The following is a 23,186-nucleotide window of genomic DNA, read 5'->3' on the forward strand; positions in this document are numbered from 1 at the left end:
ATCCTTTTTTTAATTATTATATAGGTAGTCTTTAATATTAATACCGCATGAAGGACAGTCTTCTGCTCCAATTTTCAGCCTGCTTTTACATTTAGGGCAGAAATTAAGTTGAACTTTATATTCCTTGCTTTGATCAATAATGATATTGACTTCAATTCTTTGTGAAACGTTTGTTTTTAAGACACTTTTATCCCAGTCATTGTCCATTAGAAGTTTTTTATAATAGAATGCTTCGGTCATGGTATCGTAGTAACCGATTATTTCATCCATTCTTTTAATATAAAAACCTCTTTTTTTGTGGTCAAAGAGAATTTCTCCCTCTCTTTCTTTTTTGTTTATTTTTGTTCCTTTTATACGCCCTTTAGGTCGTTTTTCAGGAAATGGTGGTAGTTCCATATTTTCATATTTGTTTTCAAGGTCACATTCCACAAGCAAATCATAATCGAAATTACAAAAAAACAGTGCATCTCGTTCATACAATGCATCGGATAATTTGGAAAACTCTCCATAATCTTTATTATTATGTTTAACCCTATATACATCGCCAGTTTTCACAATGTTTCTGTAGAAGTATCGCAGTTCCTGAGAGTTAATAAAAATCATCCCCAATGTTTTAAAAAATGATGAAGAGGTTTTTTAGATATTTAATAAAAATGTTATTTACTTCAATTTAATATTGTATTTTAAGATTAAATAAATTTAATGATAAATAATTTTATTAATAAAAAAAATTAGAATTTCCATTAATGTTTACTATAGCAAATGGAATTATTCTAAAAGGTCAAAATTTGGTTTCATCCAGAGAAAACATTGTTGTTGAAGAGGGTAAAATCATTGAAATAGCTAAAGATGCAAAGGAAGGTAAAATCATTGATGTTGATGGAGCTGTAGTTTGCCCTTCATTTATTAATGGTCATATTCATATTGGTGACTCAATAATTAAAGATGAGGGATATGGTCTTTCATTAAGCGAAATGGTCAAACCTCCTAATGGTGTTAAACATAAAGCTCTTGCTAATGCAACAGATGATGAGCTGATTGAAGCTATGAAATCATCCATGTGGGACATGGTTAATTCTGGTACAACTCATTTCATTGATTATCGTGAAGGAGGACTTCATGGAATCAAACTCTTAAAAGAAGCTAGTGCAGATATTCCAATCAAACCAATTATTTTAGGTCGTGATGATAGTTTTTATGGCGATAATCCAGATTTAAGCCAAGTAAAAAAAGCTATTAAAAAAATTCTTAAAGTCGCTGATGGAATTGCACCAAGCGGATTTGGTGAGATAAGTGAAGATGTGGCTAGATTAATTTCAGATGAATGCAGTAAACAGGGTAAAATCTCTTCAATTCATGTTGCAGAATCGGAATCCAACCAAATTGAATCTTTAGAAAAGTTTAACAAAACTGAAATTGAAAAAGGAGTTAATAACGATTTTTCTCAGTTGGTTCATGTTACAAATCCTAAAAACAATGATTTGGAGTTAATTAAAAATTCACAATCAAATATTGTTGTTTGCCCAAGGGCTAATGCATCATTGAATGTTGGCGTTTGCAGATTAAATGAAATGTTAGATATGGGCATTGAACCGATTTTGGGAACAGATAATGTTATGTTGAATTCTCCTAATATGCTAAGGGAGCTGGAATTCAGTTTAAAATTAATGTCTGTTTATTATAAGTCATATATTGATCCTAAAGAATTGCTGAAAATGGCTACTACAAATATATGCAATCACACAATCAACAATGTTGTACAAAAATCTTTCATAATGGAAGATAATTTTGCCGAATTTGTTGTATACAAATCTTTTTCTAAAAATCCTTATCTTAATATATGTAATCGCTGTGAAACGAAAAATATATTATATATCATTAACAAAAAAGGTATTGTATAATATCATGGATGAAAAAATCTATGTAATAATGGGAGATGTTAATGATGTATAGTAAAATATTAGTTCCTACAGATGGGTCAGAATTTGCAAAAAAGGCTCAAAAACATGCATTATTTTTAGCAAGTGTTTCTGGAGCTGAAATAATTGCTGTGAGTGTCACAGAGAATAATTTTGTTAACGGACTTCCATTAGATGATGAAGTACACCAATTAAATCAAATCTTAAAAGAGAGATCAGAAGAAAACCTTGAAGAATTTGACAAATTGAATAATGAGGATATTAAGATTACTCATGTTATTAGAGAAGGTTCTCCTGCAAGATGTATTTTGGATGTGGCAAAAGAAGAAGATGTTGATTTAATAGTTATGGGTAGTTCAGGTAAATCCGGATTCGATAGATTTATAATGGGTAGTGTGGCGGATAAGGTTGTAAATTCAGCTAAATGCGCAGTGCTTGTAGTTCATTAGATATTATAATTGTATTTATGTTTATAGTTTATTAAGGTGTTTTTATGTTAGTTAAAAGAACCATGTCTAAAAATGTAGTTAGTGTATCTGTTCCAGGTAACAGAGAAAAAGTTTTAGACTTAATGAGAAAAGAGAAAAAAGCAGTACTTCCTGTTGTTAAAGAAGGTACTGACATTTTAGTAGGACTAGTAACTCGTTCTGATTTAATTAATAATCCTGATGAAGAACAAATTGCAATGTTGATGAGTAGAAATTTGGTTACTGTTAATCCTAGTGATGATGTAACAGTTGCTGCTCGTAAAATGATGGAAAATGATGTAAGAAGAGTTCCTGTAGTAAATGAAGAAGGGGAACTTGTTGGAATAATCACATCTTTTGATTTAGTATCCAAAGCTTTAACTAAAATCACTATTGATGATGCTGTTGAAAACTATATGATTACAACTGTTCCAACCACTTGGGAAAAAGCTCCTTTAAATGTTGCTTTTGAAAGTATGAATCAATTCGGATTAAAATCTATTTTGGCTTTAGATGATGAGGCTAAATTATCCGGTATTTTAACTGAAACTGATTTTATCTCTGAAATTGAAATTATCTCCGAGAGAAGTGAACACAGTTCTACTGTTGGTACTGAAGGAGATAAATGGTCTTGGGATAGTACCTCTGTATTATACATTGAGAAAAACAGTTTAAAATTCACAGATAAAGTAGTAAGTGATGTTGCAGTTGGTAATGTTGAAGTAGCTAACTCCAAAACTAAAGTTTCCGATTGTGCTAAAAAAATGAAATCCTTAAACATTGAACAAATTCCTGTTATCGGTGTTGAAGGAGATTTAGTCGGTCTTGTTAGAGCTAGTGATTTAATTAGAGCATTAGTAGAATAACTGTGATACGATGGCTGTTAGTCCAGTATTAGTGGTTAAAGTAGTTGATGACAGTAGTGTGGGTGTTCGTGCAAGATTATATGATGATTTTGTAGAGCATGAAATTGTTCTCAATTCAGTTCTTACTTATTGGTGGGCTAATAATTTGCCACCTGTTGTTAAATTTTTAGAGTTATTTGAATCTGTTATAAAAAGAACCATCAATGAATTAATGCCTCATAAGGAATTAAAACTTAAATATGAGGTTAAAGCAGATGATGAATTGGAATGCGCTTCACAAATCGAAATCAATTTAATAGAAATTGAGGCAGATGAAACAGGATTTAAAATTGATGGAAAACTATTGGCTCTAAAAGGATTTTCAAAACCAAAAGAAAATCATGAAGTTAAGCAATTCATCAAAACTTTTGAAAAAAATATTGAAACTCCAGATATTATTTTAAAAAAATATCAAGAGATGAAAAGGTGAGTTTTAATAATTTTTACTTTTTTTAGATATTTCTTCTAATTTTAGGCAATATTTCCATAAACTCCTCTAATGCACTTTCATAATCTCTGAAATTATTTCCTTTTATTAGTCCATTTTCATTAATGGTAATATTTCCAATAGTAATCTCTTTAGGATTTACAGATTTTATTTTTTCAAAATTGTTTTTAGTATTTTCGAGGTTAATTGTGAATGGAAGTTCATGTGAAAATGATCCGTTTTCATAGCTGAGTGAAATGAATTCATTATCATCAATTGGTGTTAAATTTAATGCAACTTTTTTACAGCCGTATGATTTTAATGCATCGTTTATTTGTTTAAATTTATTTTCACATAGAATTTCATCAATATCATCTACTTCACATAGACAAACTTCTTTAAAATCTCTAACTTTGACTATTTTACAGTTGGTGTTTGCTGAAATATAATCTTCGCACTTGCCAATCCTTTCAATTTTTTCTTTTGTTGTTGGGGTGTTGGTTGGAATTCTAGTTGCAAGGCAAGTTGTTGATTTTGAATAAGGAATGTTGTTTTCCTCTAGATATTCATGGATTTCTTTTGAAGTCAGTCTGGCTTCAATTAATGGGGTATTGAAATTTTTGCCATAAGTTATTAAAATTCCCGGTCTGTCTGAAATCAAATCGCTAATGTTATTTCCATCACAGATGTAGTCAAAACCATTTTTTTGAGCGGTTTCTATAATTTTTGAGTACATCATGTTTCTGCAGTTATAACATCTTTTAGAATCATTTTTAAGAAATTCTTCATCATCATAAAAATTAATATCAATTATTTCATGTTGGATTTTAAATAGAGAGCATACTTCTTTTGCATGTTTGATAAAACCGGTTGGCATTATATGATTGTCTATGGTGATTGCTAAGGTGTTTTCAGCAACTTTTGAAGATAAATATGCTATCAAGGTTGAATCAGCACCGCCGGAAAATCCGATAGCCACTTTTTTATCTTTAAGCTGATCTTTAACAATTTGAATTTTATCTTCTAAATTCATTGTATCTCATTTTTTATATGGTTGATAAGGTCTTTTGCATCTTCTTTTTTAATGTCAGGTGATTTGCGAATAAAATTGATTAAATCATCTTTTTTTTCTTCACTCAAACTTGATTCAGCTAAAGTTTGTCCGTAATTTCTTTTTGGATAATATGTCTTTTTGGCGATTTCAAGCAATTCTTCTTTTTCACCGTCAGTAATGATATTTTCATCTGTTGCGTTGTCAAACACATATCTCATGCTGATTAGAGGTATTGAAAGAGGTTCCAATGTTTGTGAATCAAGCATTACTGCAACTTCATCATCGGAATCCACAATTCCATTTGCATACTGTTCGTAGCAATAACCTATTCCAACCATTCCTAATGTGTCAAGTTCAGATGCTCGCAGTGCCCCCATACTTGAAGCACCATATACTTTAATGCCATTATTTAACACGTTTAGGATTTCCTTATGGCCTACAGCGGAGTTTTGGTGAAACACTCCATCGATTATTCCAATGATGTCCGGATGTTCTTTTAAAGCCAAAGATAAATCTCCTCGTTGAAGAGGTCTTTTATAAATTACTTTAATACCCTCTGTCGAATCAAGGATTTCTTTTGCTTCATCAAAAGGGAGTGATAAACCGGTATAAATAATAATTTTAATCATATTATCGGACTTTTAAAAATCTATAACCTGCACGGGTTTGGTCGATGGCATAAAGTTCCATTTCAGGTATTATTACACGCACGACACTAACGTCAAGTTCAGGACGTGTTAAATCAACATATAATATTTTTTCAATATCATTTGCCACCAATTCATTTTTAACGATTTCAATATCTTCTGTAATGGATGATGTACTTTTATTTTCAATATCTTGAAGTGAAATTTTTTCATCTTCATCTCTAAAGTAATATTTGTTGATTCTTTTCATCCGTTCATAGCCTGCTTCACGTGCAAAATCTGCTCTGACAGTGTCTTCACGTGCACCGTTAATCTGTGTTGCTCTGCTTTGTGCCACTTCAGTTAAAGCCCTAAGAATTGCAACTTCGGAATCTAAGTGGGTTCCCATTCCTAAGGTTAAAAGTCCAGCATCTTTTGTTTTTGTATCATCGGCAGAAGCAGCTATTGTTGGGATTTGAATATCTGCTGTAAAATCCATTAATTTTATTTTAATTCCTTCAGACTCGAATTTGTTGATAATGTCATTAATTAATTCACTTTCAATACTGTCCAAATCAATTTGAGCGTAATTTTTATGGGTTAACTCGAAAATGCTCCATGCATCTCTTTCAATCACTTCAAGCATTCCATGCAATATTGCTTCTTCCAGAATATTTCCAGATGCAAGGCCGTTTGTGTTGGATTTAAATAGTTTTTGAGCACCATCTTTTATATTATATGGATGAAAAACTGCATTTGTCGGAATATAATAGTCATTATTGGATATTATATCATGAGCAATGCTCCACTCCAAGTTCAAATCATCAATGTCTTTTTTTTCAAACTCTTTTGGAAGGTTCAGTGATTTAGGATCAATATAATCTCCAATTTCTGAAATTCCAGATAAATTGGCAACAATAGTTTCATCGCTGTTTTGTCTTTCAGCAGAATATCTCTCAAAACCTTCCATCATTGCTGATGCTTTTGCATGGTCTTTTGAAATTCCTTTTCCACCATAAATGCTGACTCCACCTTCCTGAGCAGTAGGTCTGATGGCCGTATAAATCGGAAGGCCCACTCTGTCCAAATCAGTAATGTCAGCAATACGAGTTATTCCAGCTGTTTTCAATTTGTCCTGGTTAATTTCAATAGTTTTACTTGGAGCTATAACTCTGTGAGTTCCTTTAAAGTATGTAATCTCTTCACTCATATTAAAATCCTATAATCAATCTTACAATATTTTCAACACCAAATCGCATTGACAAAATTGTCATTATACCTGCAATAGCTATTGTAACAATCCAGATTCCAATATTCCAGCGCATTACTTTAGACCCGTCCAGGTTTCCAACAGGAAGTAAATTGAATGCTGCTAAAAAACTGTTAATTGAATAACCCATTGAACAAACAATAAATATTGACAATGAGGTTTCGGATGTAAATGCTGCAGGATAAACTGAAACTGCAACCGCCAGAAATACTAGTGCAAGAACTATATTGACAATCGGGCCCGCAATAGATATTTTTCCGTTAATTTCATCAGTCATGTAATTTGCATATGTGTAAACTGCACCTGGAGCTGCAAATACGAATCCGAAAAATGAGGTTACAAGTGCAAATAACAATCCTTGTGGCCATAATTTAAATTCTGCCCAGTAACCATACTTCATTGATACAAATTTATGGCCCAGTTCGTGTAAAATAAAACCCAATCCTACACCAACCATAATGTATGGAAGCAAGTTAAGTAAAGCATTCATGTTACGGCCGGTATTTGCAATTCCAAAACACAATGAAATAACGACAAATGCTATAAATAAATCTCTTATTTCACTAGCTGTAAACTTAAACATAATGTTAAAATATCTAATTTTATATATAAAGTTTTTTCTAATATTAATTATGGAACTACATATTTGCAATATATTAGATGATTTAAAAAAAGATGATATTCAAGCTTACCTGCTTACTCAATTTACAAATATTGAATATATTTCAGGTTACAAACCCACCAGTTTCGCTTTTTGTGTAATTAAGGAAAATCCAATTATTTATGCATCAAAAATGGACATGGAAATAGCCACTAAAACATCTTGCATTGATGTTAAGGAGTATGAATCATTTAAATTAATGGTCGATGAGCTAAAAAATGAGGGAATTGAAACTCTTGCAATCGAACCTGAACTTCCATACAGCAGTTATGAAAAATTAAGGGATGATTTTGAAATAACTTCAAAAACATATATTAACGCTCAAAGAATGGTCAAAACTCCTGAAGAAATTGAAAAAATTGAAAAAGCAACAGAAATTGCTCAAAAATCTTTCATACAATTGGATGTTTTAAATAATGGGAATTCAGAAAAAGCTATTGCTTTTGATCTTGAAAGGTTAATGATTGAAAATGGAGCATCTAAAGAGTCATTTGATACTATTGTAACCAGTGGTGCTAACTCAAGCCTTCCACATGCAACTCCTCAGGACAAATTACTGGAAAAACCAGTTTTAATTGACTGGGGCGCTATTTTTAAAGGATACTGCTCTGATAATACTAGGACTGTTGTTTACAGTGAATCGCAGCAGGAAATTTGGGATATTGTCGCTGAAGCTCATGACAAAGCAATTAAAGCTATTAAACCTGGTCTTAAATGTTGCGAAATCGATAAAGTTGCTCGAGATATCATAGCCGAATATGGTTATGGTGATAATTTTATTCATTCAACAGGCCACAGTTTGGGTCTTGACATTCATGAAACACCAGGATTTTCGCTTCGTGATGATACAATAATTAAAGAAGGTATGGTTATTACAGTGGAGCCTGGAATATATCTTGAAGGGGAATTCGGAGTTAGACTGGAAGATACTGTGGCAATTTATAAAAAAGGATTGGTAATTGGGGATTTACCTCTTCAATTTGATTAAATAATTGGATATTCTTATAAAAGGTGTTAAAGTGAAGATTATGGATGCTTTAAAAGTCTATTTAACTGATTGGAAAAATCTCCTCACTCATGGGATTGTAGGGGTATTTCTTTTGTATTGTTTGCTTTTTGCTCCTGTAGCTTGGTATTGGAGGATTATTTTATTTGTCATTGTCATTGTATTCAATGTTGTTAGGATGAAATACTCCAAAAATGAGAAATGATATTTCTGGATTTTTTTACATATCTTCACATTAACAGTACTTTTGTTTTCACTTTCTAAAATTGTTTTTAAATATAACTAACACTTTATATGCTTTAAAATCTAATATTATTTCATGAAATTTAAAATAATATCTAATTTAGCAGTATTTTTAGACAATATTATTCCTGAAAAGTATTTATCCAAGTTCCAGGAATTTTTGCTTAGTGGGGCGATTTTTACAGAAGCAAGTAAAGTTTTGGCAATATTAATAATTTTTATAATGATTAGTGAAATTGCACTTGCAATAACATTAACAATTCTAAATCTTCCGGTGTCTATATTAATGTTACCACTTTTCATAATTCCTGGTCTTTTCACATATGTTGTCGTTGTACAGGAGAGACGAGCACAAGAAATTGAAAAATCAGCACCTGACTTTTTAAGGCAATTGGCATCAATGCTTCAAGTTGGTCTCAGTTTTGAAAATGCGATGGAAGACATGGCACAGTATGCCAATGGGCCGCTCTACGATGAAATGAGGCGAACAATCATTGAAATTCGAATGGGTCGCAATTTCGATGATGCCTGGAGAGCAATGAGCAAAAGGCTGAAATCAAAAGAACTGGAGAGAATATTTGGAATAATTCTGGATGGCCGTAAAAGCGGATCAAGCATTTCAAATGTGTTGGAAGATGTTTCTGATGATTTGAGAGATTTACTTGCACTTAAACGTGAGAGAAAATCTGCTGTAATGATGTCTGTAATGTTTTTGTTAATTTCAGCAATTATTGCAACACCATTTGCAATCGGGATGGTAGGGGTGTATTCGAGTTTTATGCAAAGCTATGGGCTTGAATCTGAAATTATTTTAACCGCACCAGTTGCAGGTGAGATATATCTGATAATTCACTCTGTTTTGGTTGGTTTTATTATTAGTATTATTATGTATGGTGATGTTAAAAAAGGAATTAAGTTTTCTCTGCCTCTTGCAACAGCATCTTTTGGAATATTTTATTTTATCTCTACATTTGGTGGTAACTTGCTTATGGGGGGATTTTAATGGATAACAGCGGACAAACATCTGCAGAATTTATACTGCTCATTGGAGGAATTATTGTTGTAGTGTTGCTTGCCATTTACATGTACAATAATTATATCGCTGATTTAAGTGGGGAAATTTCATCAAAGGAAGTCAGTGAATTTAATAACGAGTTGACTAATTTGGCGGGATACTTCAAATAACTTTAAAATTGATAATTTTATTCATTTTATTTACTTTTTTAATTTTAATTTGTTTGGTTTAAAATAACTGTCTTTACTTTGTTTTCTTGAATTGAATTTTTTTCCAATAATTGAATATTTTCTTTTAAATTTTTCCAAAGATGTCTAATTTACATTATTTTATCAATCTGAGTATAAATGATATATCGGAATTATTTTTTACTAAATAATATTCAGATTCTATAATTCACTTCAAAATCGTAATAATTATGTTTTATATTGTATTAACTTCTACTAAATGATTGTTTGTGTGATATTTTTGTTGAATTTTTTTTAGAAATTATCTCAAATATAAGTTTTTTAAAAATTTTCTCAGATTATGGGATTTTTGTTCTAATAGGGTATTTTTAGTATCTGATTTTAAAATATTTGTTAATTGTATAAAATAAATATTAATAACTTTTATTTTTAGTTCTAAATTGTTTTGCATTAATTATTGTAACTTAATTTCATCCGAGTAACTTCATTTTTTTTCCATATTTTCCTTTTTAAAAAAGTTTCTATCTTATTTTTAAATGTACTTTATTAAAATTTTAAATATTGGTGATTAACGGCTAAATATGTATAAAACCATATTTTTTAATGCCATTTTAAAAAATAGTACATTTCAGCATGTTACACTTGAAATACACCTCTCACTGGCAATTAAATATTTGAAAATAATGGCATTATATTTATTAGTTTTTTTAAACAAACTTTTAGTCAAGGTGATATAGATGGATATGTTGATTGGCGGAAAACACATTTTGGGCGAGGATGTAGAAGAAGTAAAAAATCCATATAATGGTGAAGTAATTGATACAATTCCAATTGCACACCTTCAAACTGCAGATTTAGCTATTGGCCAAGCGAATAAAGCCAAAAAATCCATTCAGGAAATGTCTGCTTTTAAAGTTTCAAATAAATTATTTGATGTTGTGGATAAATTAAAACAAAAACGCTGGGAATTTGCAGAGTTATTGACCATGGAGGTTGGAAAACCGATTAATGAGTCTTTAGTTGAGCTTGACAGATCAATAGAAACATTAAAACTTGCAGCAGAAGAGGCTAAAAGAATTTATGGTGAAAGTGTGCCGTTAGATGCCGGACTTAATGGTAAAGGATTTTTTGCTTTCACTCAAAAAGTTCCATTGGGAGTTGTTGCAGCAATTACTCCGTTTAACTATCCGTTGAACTTAACTATTCACAAAATTGCCCCTGCAATTGCCTGTAAAAATACTGTAATTATAAAACCTCCTACTGAAGCTCCATTGACTGTCATGAAATTCGCAGAGCTTCTTGCTGAAGAGTTTCCGGATGGTGTTGTAAATACCATAACTGGATACGGATCTGAAGTGGGGGATTATTTGGTAACATCTCCGGATGTTAACAAGATTTCATTTACGGGAAGCGTTACAACCGGTTTGATGATATCTCAAAAAGCTGGAATGAAAAAAGTGACATTGGAACTTGGTGGAAATGATCCAATGATTGTCTTAAATGATGCAGATATTGACAAAGCAATCAAAGGCGTTATAAATGGAGCATTCCTTAATGCAGGCCAGGTATGTATGGGCGTTAAAAGAATCATTGTTGAAGATGAAATTGCAGATGAATTTTGTGAAAAATTAGTCGTCGAAACCGAAAAATTGGTCATGGGAAATCCATTGGATGAAAAAACAACTTTGGGAACATTAATTTCTGAAAAAGCCGCAATTCAAGTTGAACAAAGTGTAAATAATGCTGTTCACTTAGGTGCTGAAATATTAACCGGTGGAAAACGTAACGGTGCATTTTATGAAGCTACTGTAATTGATGATGTCACACAGAATATGGATTTGGTTGTACGAGAAACATTCGGACCTGTTGCGCCAATTATTCGTGTAACTGATTTGGATGAGGCAATTGAAGTTGCAAATGCGACAGAATATGGTTTGCAGGCGGGCGTATTTACTAATGATTATTCTAATGCAATGAGGTGTGCTCAGGAAATAGAGGCAGGTACTGTATTTGTTAATAAACAATCAACATTCAGAACTGATAACATGCCGTTCGGCGGTTTTAAAAATAGTGGAGTTGGAAAAGAAGGAATTAAATATGCTGTCGATGAGATGACTAAAACAAAATTGATTGGTCTTAATTTAAGATAGTGTTGCTTAATTTGGACTAAAAAAAGAAAATAAGTTTTAAACTTATTTTAAATAATTTTCAACAAGGTTACGTGTTTCGTTAAGAGATTCCATAGGGATTCCTTTAGGCATCTGACCAAGTTCGCCGTCGACATCTTTGAGGATACTTCCGTTCATTCCAAGAAACATTCCTTCACTTACGATGCCGCCAAATGTTTCCGGAGGAAGTAAGGAAACGCCTACTTTATTGTCATCTTTAACATTCAAATCATTAGTGACGACTGTGATGGCACGTTTTCCTAAATTAACGTTGCAAAGCATGAGTTTGTCATTTTGGGGATGTTGTGTAACGCTCATTACTTCTCCAACTTTAATGTCAACACCCATGATGGGATCATTAATGGGACCTAATGCCAAACGGTCTTTAAGGCCGATAATTGTATCTAGGAAAAATCTCACTTTGGCAATATTTTCCTGGGTTTTTTCCCTATCTTCCTTAGGAGCATTGCTTAAGAATTTTTTATTCCAATCATCTCCTCCTAAATATTCAATAATCTTTAAAGCTTTATCTTTTAAAGCCGCAACATCTGGGGAGTTTACTAATTCATCTCCTTCAAGATAAGAATAAGTCAATGATTGAAAATCACTATTCATTTGCTTTCCCAAATCAACAGCCTGTTTTTTATTCCAACTTCCTCTAAATGATGCTGTCGGAATAAGATTTAAGTAGTTCTCTCTTGCTTTGCTTGCTACTAAAATTCTGTAATCTTTTGTTGTATCCCACATTTGAAGTCCTCTTTATTGTCTAAATTATATTTTAATTTTATAATTTAATAAATTTTTTGCAAATAAAGGCATTTTAAACTTTAAAAAACATAAACTATTTATATTAACAATTAAATAAAATAATACATATTTAATTTATTATTATTTTATATTGTGGTGTAAAAATGGTAGAAGTTTCAAAATTACGCAGTTTAGATATTTATACCAACACAGGACATTATGTTGGTCGTGTAGAAGACGTTATTCTTAATATTAGATTAGGAACTATTTCAAAATTACAAGTTAGAGCTATTGAACAAGAAAGAAAACCAGCAGGTTTTGTTAATCAGTTTTTAGGAAGTATTCGTGGAGAATCTCCTGAAGAAAATGATATGAGGTCTTTCCAAAACGATTTGTTGACTGTGGATTTTGATAAAGTTCAAGCTATTGGGGACATCATGTTAATTAATCCTAGAGACATCAAAAAAGTTTCTCCAGAACCTCAAATCCCTGAAGCACCAGCTCCAAAACAACCTGAAACTCAACCACAAAATGAAACTCAAATCCAGTTTGAGACTGAAAGATTATAAATAATCTTTCCATATTCTTTTTTTATTTTTAATTTCTTTCTTAACTAATTTTATGTGTGATACTATGAAAGTAGGTATTATAGGCTGTGGAGCTATTGCTAATATTATTACAACAAGCATTGTTCCGGAAGATAATGGTATTGATGTCGCATACTTTTTTGATAAGGATATTGAAAGAGCTGAAAATTTAGCCAGCTTTGCCGGCGGTGTGGCAGCACTTGATTTTGATGATATGGTAGATAATGTTGATTTGGTTCTAGAATGCGCTTCACCAGATTCTGTTAGACTTTATGCTCCAAAAGTTTTAGCTAAAGGTCGAGACATGATCGTAATGAGTGTTGGTGCATTTATGGATATGGATTTTTACACAGAACTTGAAAGCATTGCCGAAGAAAATAATGCTAAAATTCACCTTCCTTCAGGTGCAATTGTTGGTTTGGATGGCATTAAGGCAGTTGCTAAATTTGGGCTGGAAGAAGTCAGTCTCATTACACGAAAATCTCCGAAATCTCTTGGAAAGGATATTGACGAAGTTGAAGTGTTGTTTGAAGGTAAAGCTTCCGAAGCTGTCAAGGAGTTTCCATTAAATATCAATGTTGCTGCAACTATCAGCATAGCTTGTCAAAGGGATATTGATGTTAAAATCATTGTTGATCCTAGTGTTGATAGAAATGTGCATGAAATCACTGCTAGAGGGGACTTTGGTGAGTTTAAAACAACTACTATGAATTATCCATGTGCTGCAAATCCAAAAACTAGTATGCTTGCAGCACTTTCAGCCATTAGGCTTCTTAAAAGTTTTAATGAAACTATTAGTGTGGGAATGTAGATGAAAGATTATGAAGTTTATTCGTCACTTAAAGTTCCGAAAAATTCAAAGGTTATTATGAGATTGGACGGCAGGAGTTTTCACTCTCTAGCTCGTGATTTAAATCTGGTAAAGCCTTATGACGAAAACTTCTATAAGGTAATCTCTGAAGTTTGCAGGGATTTATTTGAGGAATTTTCCCCATTATTTATTTATACTTTTTCAGATGAAATAAGCTTACTTTTTGATAAACTTCCTTATGATGGCAGAATTGAGAAATTAAATTCAGTAATTGCAGGTTTTACATCCAGTTCATTTGTCTTACATTATAATACAGATTTTAAAAAGCCTCCTGCTTTTGATTCTAGAATTATTCCTATTAATGATGAAAATATTCTGGAATATTTCAAATGGAGGCAGGAGGAATCATGGGTTAACTGTGTCAATTCACATGGTATTAGCTACCTCAAATCCAAGTATTCAAATAATGTAGCCAATGATAAAATAAATGGCATGAGTTTAAGTGATGTACATGAATTACTGTTCCAAAATGGAATTAACTTGAATGATGTTGAAACTTATAAAAAAAGAGGAATTGGAATATATAGGAAAAATAAAAAAGTTGTAGGGTTTAATAAAAAAGAAAATAAGGAGCAAACTTCCTATAGAAGTCATATTTATATTGACTGGCAAATCCCTAAATTTAGTGAAGAATTCTTTAAAGAGATTGGTGTTTTAATATGAGTTTTATTTCCAAATTATTCCCAAATAATGATGATGAATTTAAAGAGGTTAGGGTAGATAGGGAAGTTTTAGAATCAGTAATCTATTATTCCAAGGAAGCATATCCAAACGAATTTTTAGCATTTTTTGACGGTTTAATTAAAGATAAAATACTTTATATAACAAGTCTAATTTTTGTTCCGGGTGAAACCTGTGAAACTGGTGCTGTTGTTCACACGGAATTAATTCCAATGAACACTAAGTATTTGGGATCAGTCCATTCTCATCCTGGACCAAGTGCACAGCCTTCAGGCGCTGACTTGAAGACATTTTCTAAAAATGGTTATTTCCATATGATTGTATGTCTGCCATATAGTTTTGATACATTCAGAGCCTACAACCGTTATGGTGAGCCTCAGGATTATGTCGTTGGTGATTATAGTTATTTTGTTGATGATGAAAATGTGGATGACTTTTTCGATGAAGAGGATGTTTTAAATGATGATGATGAGTTCAAACCAGGGTTTTTTGATGAAGAAGATGATGAATTTTTCAAAACTCTTGATGAAGAGAGAAAAAGTCAGTATGATGAATATGAAAAAAATACTAAGGGGCATGTTATTTCCAACACCAAATTACCGAATCAGGTAATAAAAATAGAGTTGAATCCTGATGGTAGTGTTAAAAGAATATCTAAACAATTTAAGGACTGATTTTTAAAAAAAATAAAAAATAAAAAACAATATGGTGAAAATTGTTTTTTATAATTCTAATCCATTGGCTTCATAAACATTATCCAAATCTTGGATTTCTTTGATAACATCTTTTGGAATTTCTTTATCTAAAGTTAGAACCATGATTGCTCTTCCGCCTTTTTCATCTCTTCCAACTTGCATAATTCCGATGTTAACATTATGTTCTCCGAGTTTGGTACCGATTTTACCGATACTTCCAGGAACATCTTCATATTTTGCAATGAACATGTGTCCTTCAGGAATGACATCTACCCAGTAGTCATTTACTTTTAAAATTCTTGATTCGTGTAAATGTGTACCTACTGCTGAGAAAACATCATCTGCACTTCTTGCAATAACTTTAATTAATGAATCATAACCTTTAGCTTTGTCTTTTCTGCCTTCGGTAATGCTAATTCCTCTATCTTTTGCTACAAGAGCTGCATTAACAGCATTTACTGGAGAACTTAAGAATGGATTTACAGCACCTTGGATAACTGTTCTTGTTAAAATTTCAAGATTGTCGATTTCAGACAATTCTCCACTATAAATTATTTCAATTTCTTTGATTTTTCCGTTAACTCCTTGGGAAATAAAACTACCTAATTTTTCACACAATTCCATGTATGGTGCTACTTCCTGATAGGTGTTATTATCAATACGAGGCATGTTTAAAACATTTCTTGGAGCTTTACCATTGGCCAATTCAATAATTTCATCGGCTACAATAATAGCCGCATCCCTTTGAGCTTCTTTGGTTGAAGCTGCAATGTGTGGAGTTAATACGATATTGTCAAGTTTGAATAATTTTGAATCTTCAGCTGGTGGTTCTTCTTCATATACGTCTAAAGCAGCACCGCCGATTTTATTATTCACTAAAGCATCATATAATGCTTCTTCATCAATGATTCCACCACGTGCACAGTTGACAATGTATGCTGTGTCTTTCATTATTTCAAATTGTTCGGTTGAAATGGAATGTTTGGTTTCAGGAGTGAGAGGTACGTGAATTGTAATGAAGTCAGAATTTTTGAGCACTGTTTCCAAATCGGTTAGCTCAACGCCCATTTGTTTTGCGACTTCTTCTGGTAAGTATGGATCATATGCCATTGCATCCATACCAAATGCTTTACACCTGTTAACTACTTGAGAGCCGATTCTTCCCATTCCTATAACTCCGAGAGTCTTATTTCTAAGTTCAACTCCCATGAATTTTTTCTTTTCCCATTTTCCTTCTTTAACGGATTTATCTGCAATTGATATTTTACGAGCCATGCTTAATATTAATCCCATTGTGTGTTCTGCTACAGTTACAGAAGTGGATTCTGGGGAGTTTACAACCATAATTCCTTTTTCAGTTGCTGCATCAAGGTCAATATTATCTACTCCGACACCGGCTCTAGCAATAATTTTCATATTTTCTGCTTTTTCAATAATATCTGCAGTAAGTTTTGTCCGACTTCTTACGATAATTCCGTCGTATTCATGGATGGTATTTGCTAATTCTTCAGGAGTAATGCTAGTGTCTACAACGACTTCAGCCACTTCCTTTAAATTTTCAATACCCTTTTCGTTAATAGAATCAGCGATAAGTACTTTCATATTTTCACCATAATTTGTAATTTTTAAAAAATATTTAATAATAAATATTATGTAAATATATATTTTTTATTATATTTAAAATTTATAAAATATTGACTTGGGATATAATTTTAATATAATGAGCTGAATAAATAATTAATGAATTTAATAAAATAGGTGTAAATATGGTATCAGTAAACGAATTTCCAATTTCAACTGCAAATGACATTCCAGGATTTAGAATTGTAGAAACAAAAGGTTTCATTTATGGATTGACTGTTAGAAGCAGAGGTGCCGGAGGACAAATCGGTGCAGGTGTAAAATCATTATTTGGTGGGGAAATTTCACAATATGTTAAAATGATGGAAGAATCAAGGGACGAAGCATTAAGCAGAGCAATTGATCATGCAAAAGAGTTAGGTGCTAACGGAATCGTTGCAATCAGATTTGATTCAAATGAAATTTCCAATGTTATGCAAGAAATTTTAGTATATGGAACTGCAGTTGTAGTAGAAAAGGAATGAATGATTATTATGTTTTTTGAGGATTTAGAATTTAAGGGCAAATCAATTCCAAAAGCCATATTGGGATACGGTCCGTTCATGGCCGAACTTTATTTTGGACATAGGTCTAGATTGTATCAGATTGATTTATATGACAATCCTCAAAATACTGCTGAAGTTATTATGGAAGCATACAATCAGGGTGTAAGAGCAATAAATCTGGTAAACGACCATAACCTGCTTAAAGCATATGATATTGCTTGTGATAATGGATGTGAGATGAAAGTTATAGCGACTGTTGGAAAATCTGATGTTGATTATTTAAATCCCAATTATGAAGTGGCAAAAGATGTGGATTGGGATGAGGATATTGAATTGTTTTCTGGCTATGATTGTCCTGTAATGCTTGTTGATGAGTTTATTGTGGATGGTTATGACTGGAAGTTAACTTCAAAGATTTTATCTCAGATTAATGATTCAGGTTCTCTTTCAGGTTTGGTTACCGCATTTCCATCTAAAACTGCTGATTTAATTTCCAAGAATTTAGATACTAGTCTATTTGATTTTTATATGATTCCATTTAATTCCATTTCTTATATGATGGACATTTCAGCATTCAATTCATCCCAAAGAGAAGAATTTAAACAAAAATTATTAGGTTTAAATAAAAAAATAATAGCAACCAGAACTTTGGCTGCAGGTGTTTTAAAGCCAAAAGAGGCTTTTACTTTTTTTAAAAATATAGATTATATTGATCTGATTTCAATAGGTGTTGCTAAAGTTGAAGAGGTCAGTGAGGATTTTTCACTTTTAAAGGAATTCTAAAGCTTGACGACTTCGTATTCTTCAAAAGGAGTGTATCCTTCAGCTTCAAGAGATTCATTTAAATCTTTTAAACCATTAATTAAATCAGTGATATTTTTATTTGATGGTTTTTTACCGGTAATCTGAAGGTATTGTCTTGGAGATATTTCACAGAATTCACATTCAAAATTACAGCATCTATTTTTTTCTTCACAGCCATATCCTTCTTGAGATTCATCAGTTCCAATAACGATGTCGTCTAGAATTCTTGAAACTCTCTCATCAGATGCAAACATAGCTATTTTTTGAGTTTTACCACAGATTCCAATAGCTCTCTGACCTTTATAGTTGCAGACCCATTTGATTGGGTGATTTTCCATATCTGTAATCTGTAAATCTTCCATATTACCACACTAATTTTCTTTTCTTTCTTTAATCATTTTCAATAACTCTTTGGAGTTTTCAAATTCCTTTAACTCCCAGGACTTTATCACGGGAATTGTGCCGATTGACTCTCTTATTTTATCATTATTGATTATAAATACTGGTTCTGAGGTTGTCACCATTGATAAGTCTTTTAGGGGAATTGCCATCCTTTTTAAAGTTTTTTCGCTTCTGTTTTTTTCGACATTTGTTATTAATGGGGACTCTTTGTCTGAAGTTTTCATTTTCGCTACTGCATCAAATGGACTTTTATTTGTAGATAAAACACCGTAACCTAACTTGGATAAATCATTAACGTCGTCACTATATTTGATATCTTCTTTTTGAGGTTGCTTTAACAGGTCAATATCAAGAGTAACTTTTGTATTTAAGATTTCTTCTAAAATCATTGCGGTTTCTGTATTTGCACGAACGATTCCATTTTCATATTTGTACATTGTGGCTCTTGAAACATGTGCAAGATTGGCCAAATCTTTTAGAGACATTGAATATTCTTCACGGTACTGTTTTATTACATTACCATCAATTTTAACAAAGTATCCTCCACGGTCTGCTAAAATCTCAGGATATTCATTATATAAAATCATATTTTTGAAAGTGCCAAGGCCAATTGTCGGAATTTCATATCTCTCATAGATTACTCCCTCTTCAAGAAGACCATTTCTTGATTTTTCACCTATGATGATTGGTGATGCTAGAAATATGTTGGCCAGTTGCTTCATTTCATGAGCATTATGTTCATTGATACTGTCAATATTTAAAAATGTTTTTAAAAGTAAAATTAATAAGTTTTTTCTGGCTACTAAATCAAAAGAACCTTGTTCATAAATATCTGAGGTTTTAAAACCTTGTGATTTTAGTAAATTTTCAATTTGCTGTAGCAGGTTTCCTCGAGTTAACATATCAATTCCTCTTTAAAACTATATATTATTTTAACTCTAATATATTTTAAATGTAAAGGTGATTATGATTAATATTTTGCATATTGGAATTGATGATACTGATTCTCCCGACGGGATGTGTACAACATATTTGGCAAGTCAGATAATTAATGAATTCGAAAAAAATGGAATTGAACTTGTAGATTATCCAAGACTAATTAGGCTCAATCCTTTTGCCAGATTCAAAACTCGTGGAAATGGTGGAGTTAGTTTTAGAATTAAAAATGATGATAAAGCTAATTTGGCAAAAGAAATTGTTTTAGATGAAGTTGAAAAGTTATCCATGTTTGACTGTGATAATACGAATCCAGGTGTAATTTTTTATGATGGTGAAATCACAAAAGAAATGGAGAATTATGCATTCAGGGCAATTTATGAGTTTATCACTATTGAAGAAGCTGAGGAGTTTGGTAAATCAGTAGGTTGTCAAATTCATAAGTTCAAAAAAGGAAGGGGAATTATCGGATCCATCGCAGCTATTAGTTTGCCTTTGGATGATTATACTTTTGAATTGCTTGCTTATAGGGCATCTGAAAATTATGGAACTAAAAGACAAATTGACTATGATTCTGTTTATTTAATGGATAAAGAAACATTTCCTGATACGTTTGAAAATATTGACTACTCTGAAGAGTATATTGCAATAGAGCCTAAAACTCCTTGTCCGGTATTATATGGAATCAGGTCCAATAATGTTGAGGCACTTGAAGTTGCTAAAAGCATTGTTAAAGTAGCTGAACCAATAGTGGATTGGTGTATTTTTAAAACAAACCAGCATACTGATATGCATATTCAAAAAGCAGAATCAATATCTGAAATGAAAAAGTTTGGATGTTATGAAGTGGTTGGTGAAGTAAAAAATAAGCCTACAATCATTGATGGGGGGCACATGTTTTTCTACATTAAAGACGAATCCGGTGAAATTGAATGTGGTGCATATGAGCCAACAAAAAACTTTAGAAAAACTGTCTCTTATTTGATGCCGGGGGATGTCATCAAAGTCTTCGGAGGAATCGGTGAGCAAAACACGTTTAATATTGAGAAGTTTCAGGTCATCAAATTAAACGACATTGAGTATCAAAATCCAATCTGTGAATGCGGTAAAAGAATGACTTCTGCGGGAAAGAATAAGGGATTCAAGTGTAAAAAATGTGGAAATAAAATTGCATCTGATGAAAAAGTTCCTATTAAAATTAATCGATTTTTAAAAAATGCTCAGTTTTATGAAACACCTGTTTCTGCTCGCCGTCATTTGTCAAAACCAATTTGTAGAATGTAATATCTTCACTTAGTTAATTTTAATTGTTATTTATTAATTTAGGAAATTATTATTAATTTATTATTGTTCACTTTTTGTGAAATTCTTATCAATTTTTTTATATTTTTTTTCCTAATTTTAGAAATAATGTGAATTAAGTCATATGGGTTTATATACTACTTTTTTTATAGGTATTTGTAATAAGTATTGAACATTTATGCTGATATCATTATCATAGAAAAAATTTCAATGATTTTTGAATTAATGTTTAATTTCCATGTTTTGGAGGGATATTATCACTAATCAGACACATCCTTATCGTGAAAAAACAGACCGTGCAGTTAAAAAGAGACCTCCTTGGGTTGAATATAAGGTGCACATAGTAGTTTTGGTTTTAGTAATCATTTCAATGTTTATTGGTGTTATTGAGATTAAAATAACAGAAAATATTCAAATTGTCTTATTGCCATTATTATATGCATTGGTTATGGGATTAGCCCTTTTTTTAGCAAAACCTATTAAATTTGTAGGAAGTAAGCAATCCAAAGTTGCTGAAGGAGTAATGGTTTTATTTATTGGAGTTTTAATTGCTAAATTAGCAATTTCAAGCGGTCAATCTATAAGTGATATTTTTAACGTGGGTCCTGCTTTGATTTTACAACAGTTCGGTGATTTGGGAACTCTCATAGCATTGCCTGTTGCTTTATTTTTAGGATTTAGGAGAGAAGTTATTGGTATGACCAGTTCTATTTGTCGTGAACCTAATTTGGGGGTTATTATTGATAAATATGGTTTTAAGTCTCCTGAGGCACGTGGAGTTTTAGCAATTTTTGTAATCGGATCTATTATTGGAACTGCATTCATCAGTCTTTTATCAAGCATTTCTGTTTCTGTTTTACCTATTCATCCCTATGCTTTTGCAATGGCATCAGGTATCGGAAGTGCAAGTATGAATGCAGCATCTTTGGCTTCTATATCTCATATCTTTCCATCAATGGCTACAGATTTAGAAGCTTTTGCAGGATGCAGTAATCTTCTTTCATTCTGCTTCGGCATTTATATGTGTATTTTTGTTTCAATACCTCTTGCAGAAAAATTATATAAATGGTTATCTCCTCATATTGGAAATAGTGATGAGGATTCTATTGATGGTAATTATGATATTCAGGGGGTAAAACAGGATAAGTATATTTCTAAAGAGGAATTGACTTTTGGAAAACTTGAAAGATGGGGGGCATTACTTTTAATTTTTTCATTAATTGTAACTGTTGGAAATGTAGTAGGTTATCATTCTTCAATACTCGATTCTTTTATTGGCATGGTGATAATTTCTATAATTACCATTGTAGGTATGTCTCTTGAAAGAATTGTTCCTTATAATATTCAATCAATTATTTATATCAGCTTAATTGGTATTATTATAGCTATTCCGGGCGTTCCAACATCTAATTTTGTTATTCACTATGTTTCACAAATTAATTTAGCCACAATTTGTACTGCATTTTTAGCTTATGTTGGAATTGCAATAGGTAATGATTGGGGTGAATTTAAAAAGATTGGTTGGAAAGGAGTTATTATAGCTATGATTGTCATAACTGGAACTTATCTCGGGTCTGCAGTTATTGCGCATTTGACCTTGGCTGTTACTGGCATGATTTAATCTTTTTCAGTTAGCTGGTGCTGCTGCAGTGATTGTATAATTTATTTAGGATTGGGATTAAAAATAATTTTAATTCTCATTTTCAGAACTATATTCTTATATTTTATTCTCTTTTTGTGATATTTTCAGATTTTAGACTCTTTCAAAAACTTTGTTGATTTGAAATTTTTTAATGAAAATTAGTTTGTAATTTTTAATTTTATCTAAAAATAGTTAAATTTAATAAATAGGTGGAGTAAAAGTTTTTATTATGCATAACCAAAAAACAAATACTCCAAATAGTATTTTAGATGTTAAACAATATATATTTTGCGATTTTAATGGTGGATTAGTACTTTCAGATCCTCGTTTTGTGAAAATTTTTAAATCCTGTCAAAAGGCTCTGAAATCTTTTGATTTAAGTTTTAAGAAGGATGTTCCTTATTTTAAAATGAGTTTAGCTCGATGTCCACATTGTGGAACTCG

General features: G+C 31.7%; 27 protein-coding genes. 18 read left to right on the forward strand and 9 right to left on the reverse strand.

Features of this window, described 5'->3' with window-relative positions:
* Window positions 1–9: 9 nt before the first annotated feature.
* A complete protein-coding gene (locus tag IJL02_RS03405) occupies window positions 10–603 on the reverse strand; it encodes a zinc ribbon domain-containing protein (RefSeq protein ID WP_292809051.1) in 594 nt (197 codons plus the stop codon).
* A 143-nt stretch (window positions 604–746) separates the two neighbouring features.
* Between IJL02_RS03405 and IJL02_RS03410 the strand changes: the two genes are divergently transcribed.
* From IJL02_RS03410 to IJL02_RS03425, 4 genes are read left to right on the forward strand one after another with little or no spacing between them, the layout of a single operon-like run.
* Window positions 747–1,901: an amidohydrolase family protein gene (locus tag IJL02_RS03410; protein WP_292809053.1), complete on the forward strand. Its 1,155-nt coding sequence runs from the start codon at window positions 747–749 to the stop codon at window positions 1,899–1,901.
* 44 nt (window positions 1,902–1,945) lie between these two features.
* A complete protein-coding gene (locus tag IJL02_RS03415) occupies window positions 1,946–2,368 on the forward strand; it encodes a universal stress protein (protein ID WP_292809107.1) in 423 nt (140 codons plus the stop codon).
* Window positions 2,369–2,412: 44 nt separating this feature from the next.
* The gene (locus IJL02_RS03420) at window positions 2,413–3,252 is read left to right on the forward strand and encodes a CBS domain-containing protein (protein WP_292809055.1); all 840 of its coding nucleotides are present in this window, start codon (window positions 2,413–2,415) and stop codon (window positions 3,250–3,252) included.
* A 10-nt stretch (window positions 3,253–3,262) separates the two neighbouring features.
* Window positions 3,263–3,721: a hypothetical protein gene (locus IJL02_RS03425; RefSeq protein ID WP_292809058.1), complete on the forward strand. Its 459-nt coding sequence runs from the start codon at window positions 3,263–3,265 to the stop codon at window positions 3,719–3,721.
* A gap of 22 nt (window positions 3,722–3,743) precedes the next feature.
* Here the strand turns inward: IJL02_RS03425 and IJL02_RS03430 are convergent, their stop codons facing one another.
* The 4 genes from IJL02_RS03430 to IJL02_RS03445 are packed head-to-tail and all read right to left on the reverse strand — an operon-like array spanning window position 3,744 to window position 7,251.
* The gene (locus tag IJL02_RS03430; RefSeq protein ID WP_292809060.1) at window positions 3,744–4,751 is read right to left on the reverse strand and encodes a 7-cyano-7-deazaguanine synthase; all 1,008 of its coding nucleotides are present in this window, start codon (window positions 4,749–4,751) and stop codon (window positions 3,744–3,746) included.
* The gene (locus tag IJL02_RS03435) at window positions 4,748–5,401 is read right to left on the reverse strand and encodes a TfuA-related McrA-glycine thioamidation protein (protein ID WP_292809062.1); all 654 of its coding nucleotides are present in this window, start codon (window positions 5,399–5,401) and stop codon (window positions 4,748–4,750) included. Before IJL02_RS03435 ends, IJL02_RS03430 begins: the two co-directional genes overlap by 4 nt.
* Window position 5,402: 1 nt before the next feature.
* A complete protein-coding gene (locus IJL02_RS03440; protein WP_292809064.1) occupies window positions 5,403–6,608 on the reverse strand; it encodes a YcaO-related McrA-glycine thioamidation protein in 1,206 nt (401 codons plus the stop codon).
* A 1-nt stretch (window position 6,609) separates the two neighbouring features.
* On the reverse strand, window positions 6,610–7,251 hold the full coding sequence (locus IJL02_RS03445; protein WP_292809066.1) for a site-2 protease family protein: 642 nt from the start codon (window positions 7,249–7,251) through the stop codon (window positions 6,610–6,612).
* A 49-nt stretch (window positions 7,252–7,300) separates the two neighbouring features.
* Here IJL02_RS03445 and IJL02_RS03450 point away from each other — a divergent pair, with 49 nt between their 5' ends.
* The 5 genes from IJL02_RS03450 (at window position 7,301) to IJL02_RS03470 (ending at window position 11,931) form a co-directional block, all read left to right on the forward strand.
* A complete protein-coding gene (locus IJL02_RS03450) occupies window positions 7,301–8,317 on the forward strand; it encodes an aminopeptidase P family protein (protein ID WP_394357491.1) in 1,017 nt (338 codons plus the stop codon).
* 40 nt (window positions 8,318–8,357) lie between these two features.
* Window positions 8,358–8,540 (forward strand): hypothetical protein, encoded by a 183-nt coding sequence (locus IJL02_RS03455; RefSeq protein ID WP_292809112.1) that lies wholly within the window; start codon window positions 8,358–8,360, stop codon window positions 8,538–8,540.
* Between the two features lie 114 nt (window positions 8,541–8,654).
* A complete protein-coding gene (locus IJL02_RS03460) occupies window positions 8,655–9,581 on the forward strand; it encodes a type II secretion system F family protein (RefSeq protein WP_292809068.1) in 927 nt (308 codons plus the stop codon).
* Complete coding sequence (locus IJL02_RS03465; protein WP_292809070.1) at window positions 9,581–9,763, forward strand: class III signal peptide-containing protein; 183 nt, start codon at window positions 9,581–9,583, stop codon at window positions 9,761–9,763. Before IJL02_RS03460 ends, IJL02_RS03465 begins: the two co-directional genes overlap by 1 nt.
* A gap of 755 nt (window positions 9,764–10,518) precedes the next feature.
* A complete protein-coding gene (locus IJL02_RS03470; RefSeq protein ID WP_292809072.1) occupies window positions 10,519–11,931 on the forward strand; it encodes a lactaldehyde dehydrogenase in 1,413 nt (470 codons plus the stop codon).
* Window positions 11,932–11,973: 42 nt separating this feature from the next.
* Here IJL02_RS03470 and IJL02_RS03475 read toward each other — a convergent pair whose 3' ends face one another.
* Entirely contained in the window at window positions 11,974–12,696 is a 723-nt protein-coding gene (locus IJL02_RS03475) for a tRNA-binding protein (RefSeq protein ID WP_292809074.1), read from the reverse strand.
* Between the two features lie 164 nt (window positions 12,697–12,860).
* On the opposite strand from IJL02_RS03475, the gene IJL02_RS03480 reads away from it, so the two are divergent.
* The 4 genes from IJL02_RS03480 to IJL02_RS03495 all read left to right on the forward strand — a co-directional run bounded on the left by IJL02_RS03480 (window position 12,861) and on the right by IJL02_RS03495 (window position 15,509).
* The gene (locus IJL02_RS03480; RefSeq protein WP_292809077.1) at window positions 12,861–13,265 is read left to right on the forward strand and encodes a PRC-barrel domain-containing protein; all 405 of its coding nucleotides are present in this window, start codon (window positions 12,861–12,863) and stop codon (window positions 13,263–13,265) included.
* A 64-nt stretch (window positions 13,266–13,329) separates the two neighbouring features.
* Complete coding sequence (locus IJL02_RS03485) at window positions 13,330–14,094, forward strand: aspartate dehydrogenase (protein WP_292809079.1); 765 nt, start codon at window positions 13,330–13,332, stop codon at window positions 14,092–14,094.
* Complete coding sequence (locus IJL02_RS03490; RefSeq protein ID WP_292809081.1) at window positions 14,095–14,817, forward strand: tRNA(His) guanylyltransferase Thg1 family protein; 723 nt, start codon at window positions 14,095–14,097, stop codon at window positions 14,815–14,817. It abuts the gene before it with no gap.
* Window positions 14,814–15,509 (forward strand): Mov34/MPN/PAD-1 family protein, encoded by a 696-nt coding sequence (locus IJL02_RS03495; protein ID WP_292809084.1) that lies wholly within the window; start codon window positions 14,814–14,816, stop codon window positions 15,507–15,509. Before IJL02_RS03490 ends, IJL02_RS03495 begins: the two co-directional genes overlap by 4 nt.
* Window positions 15,510–15,557: 48 nt before the next feature.
* Here IJL02_RS03495 and serA read toward each other — a convergent pair whose 3' ends face one another.
* On the reverse strand, window positions 15,558–17,132 hold the full coding sequence (gene serA / locus IJL02_RS03500; RefSeq protein WP_292809086.1) for a phosphoglycerate dehydrogenase: 1,575 nt from the start codon (window positions 17,130–17,132) through the stop codon (window positions 15,558–15,560).
* Window positions 17,133–17,296: 164 nt separating this feature from the next.
* Here serA and IJL02_RS03505 point away from each other — a divergent pair, with 164 nt between their 5' ends.
* Window positions 17,297–17,635: a heavy metal-binding domain-containing protein gene (locus IJL02_RS03505; protein ID WP_292809088.1), complete on the forward strand. Its 339-nt coding sequence runs from the start codon at window positions 17,297–17,299 to the stop codon at window positions 17,633–17,635.
* Window positions 17,636–18,439 (forward strand): hypothetical protein, encoded by an 804-nt coding sequence (locus IJL02_RS03510; RefSeq protein WP_292809090.1) that lies wholly within the window; start codon window positions 17,636–17,638, stop codon window positions 18,437–18,439. It begins immediately after the preceding gene.
* On the opposite strand, the gene IJL02_RS03515 is transcribed toward IJL02_RS03510, so the two are convergent.
* Window positions 18,436–18,822 carry a hypothetical protein gene (locus IJL02_RS03515; protein WP_292809092.1) on the reverse strand — a complete coding sequence of 129 codons (387 nt, stop codon included), beginning with the start codon at window positions 18,820–18,822 and terminating at the stop codon, window positions 18,436–18,438. The two genes, IJL02_RS03510 and IJL02_RS03515, sit on opposite strands and share 4 nt — an antisense overlap.
* A gap of 9 nt (window positions 18,823–18,831) precedes the next feature.
* The gene (locus IJL02_RS03520) at window positions 18,832–19,764 is read right to left on the reverse strand and encodes a transcriptional regulator (protein WP_292809094.1); all 933 of its coding nucleotides are present in this window, start codon (window positions 19,762–19,764) and stop codon (window positions 18,832–18,834) included.
* Window positions 19,765–19,822: 58 nt separating this feature from the next.
* Here IJL02_RS03520 and IJL02_RS03525 point away from each other — a divergent pair, with 58 nt between their 5' ends.
* The 3 genes from IJL02_RS03525 to IJL02_RS03535 form a co-directional block, all read left to right on the forward strand.
* Entirely contained in the window at window positions 19,823–21,082 is a 1,260-nt protein-coding gene (locus IJL02_RS03525; protein ID WP_292809096.1) for a tRNA(Ile)(2)-agmatinylcytidine synthase, read from the forward strand.
* A gap of 256 nt (window positions 21,083–21,338) precedes the next feature.
* Window positions 21,339–22,721 carry a DUF3100 domain-containing protein gene (locus tag IJL02_RS03530; RefSeq protein WP_292809098.1) on the forward strand — a complete coding sequence of 461 codons (1,383 nt, stop codon included), beginning with the start codon at window positions 21,339–21,341 and terminating at the stop codon, window positions 22,719–22,721.
* Window positions 22,722–22,971: 250 nt separating this feature from the next.
* Window positions 22,972–23,186: hypothetical protein (locus IJL02_RS03535; RefSeq protein WP_292809100.1), on the forward strand; the 215-nt coding region annotated here is incomplete at its 3' end.

Origin of the sequence: Methanobrevibacter sp. (assembly GCF_017427765.1) — an archaeon.
Lineage (GTDB): Archaea > Methanobacteriota > Methanobacteria > Methanobacteriales > Methanobacteriaceae > Methanocatella.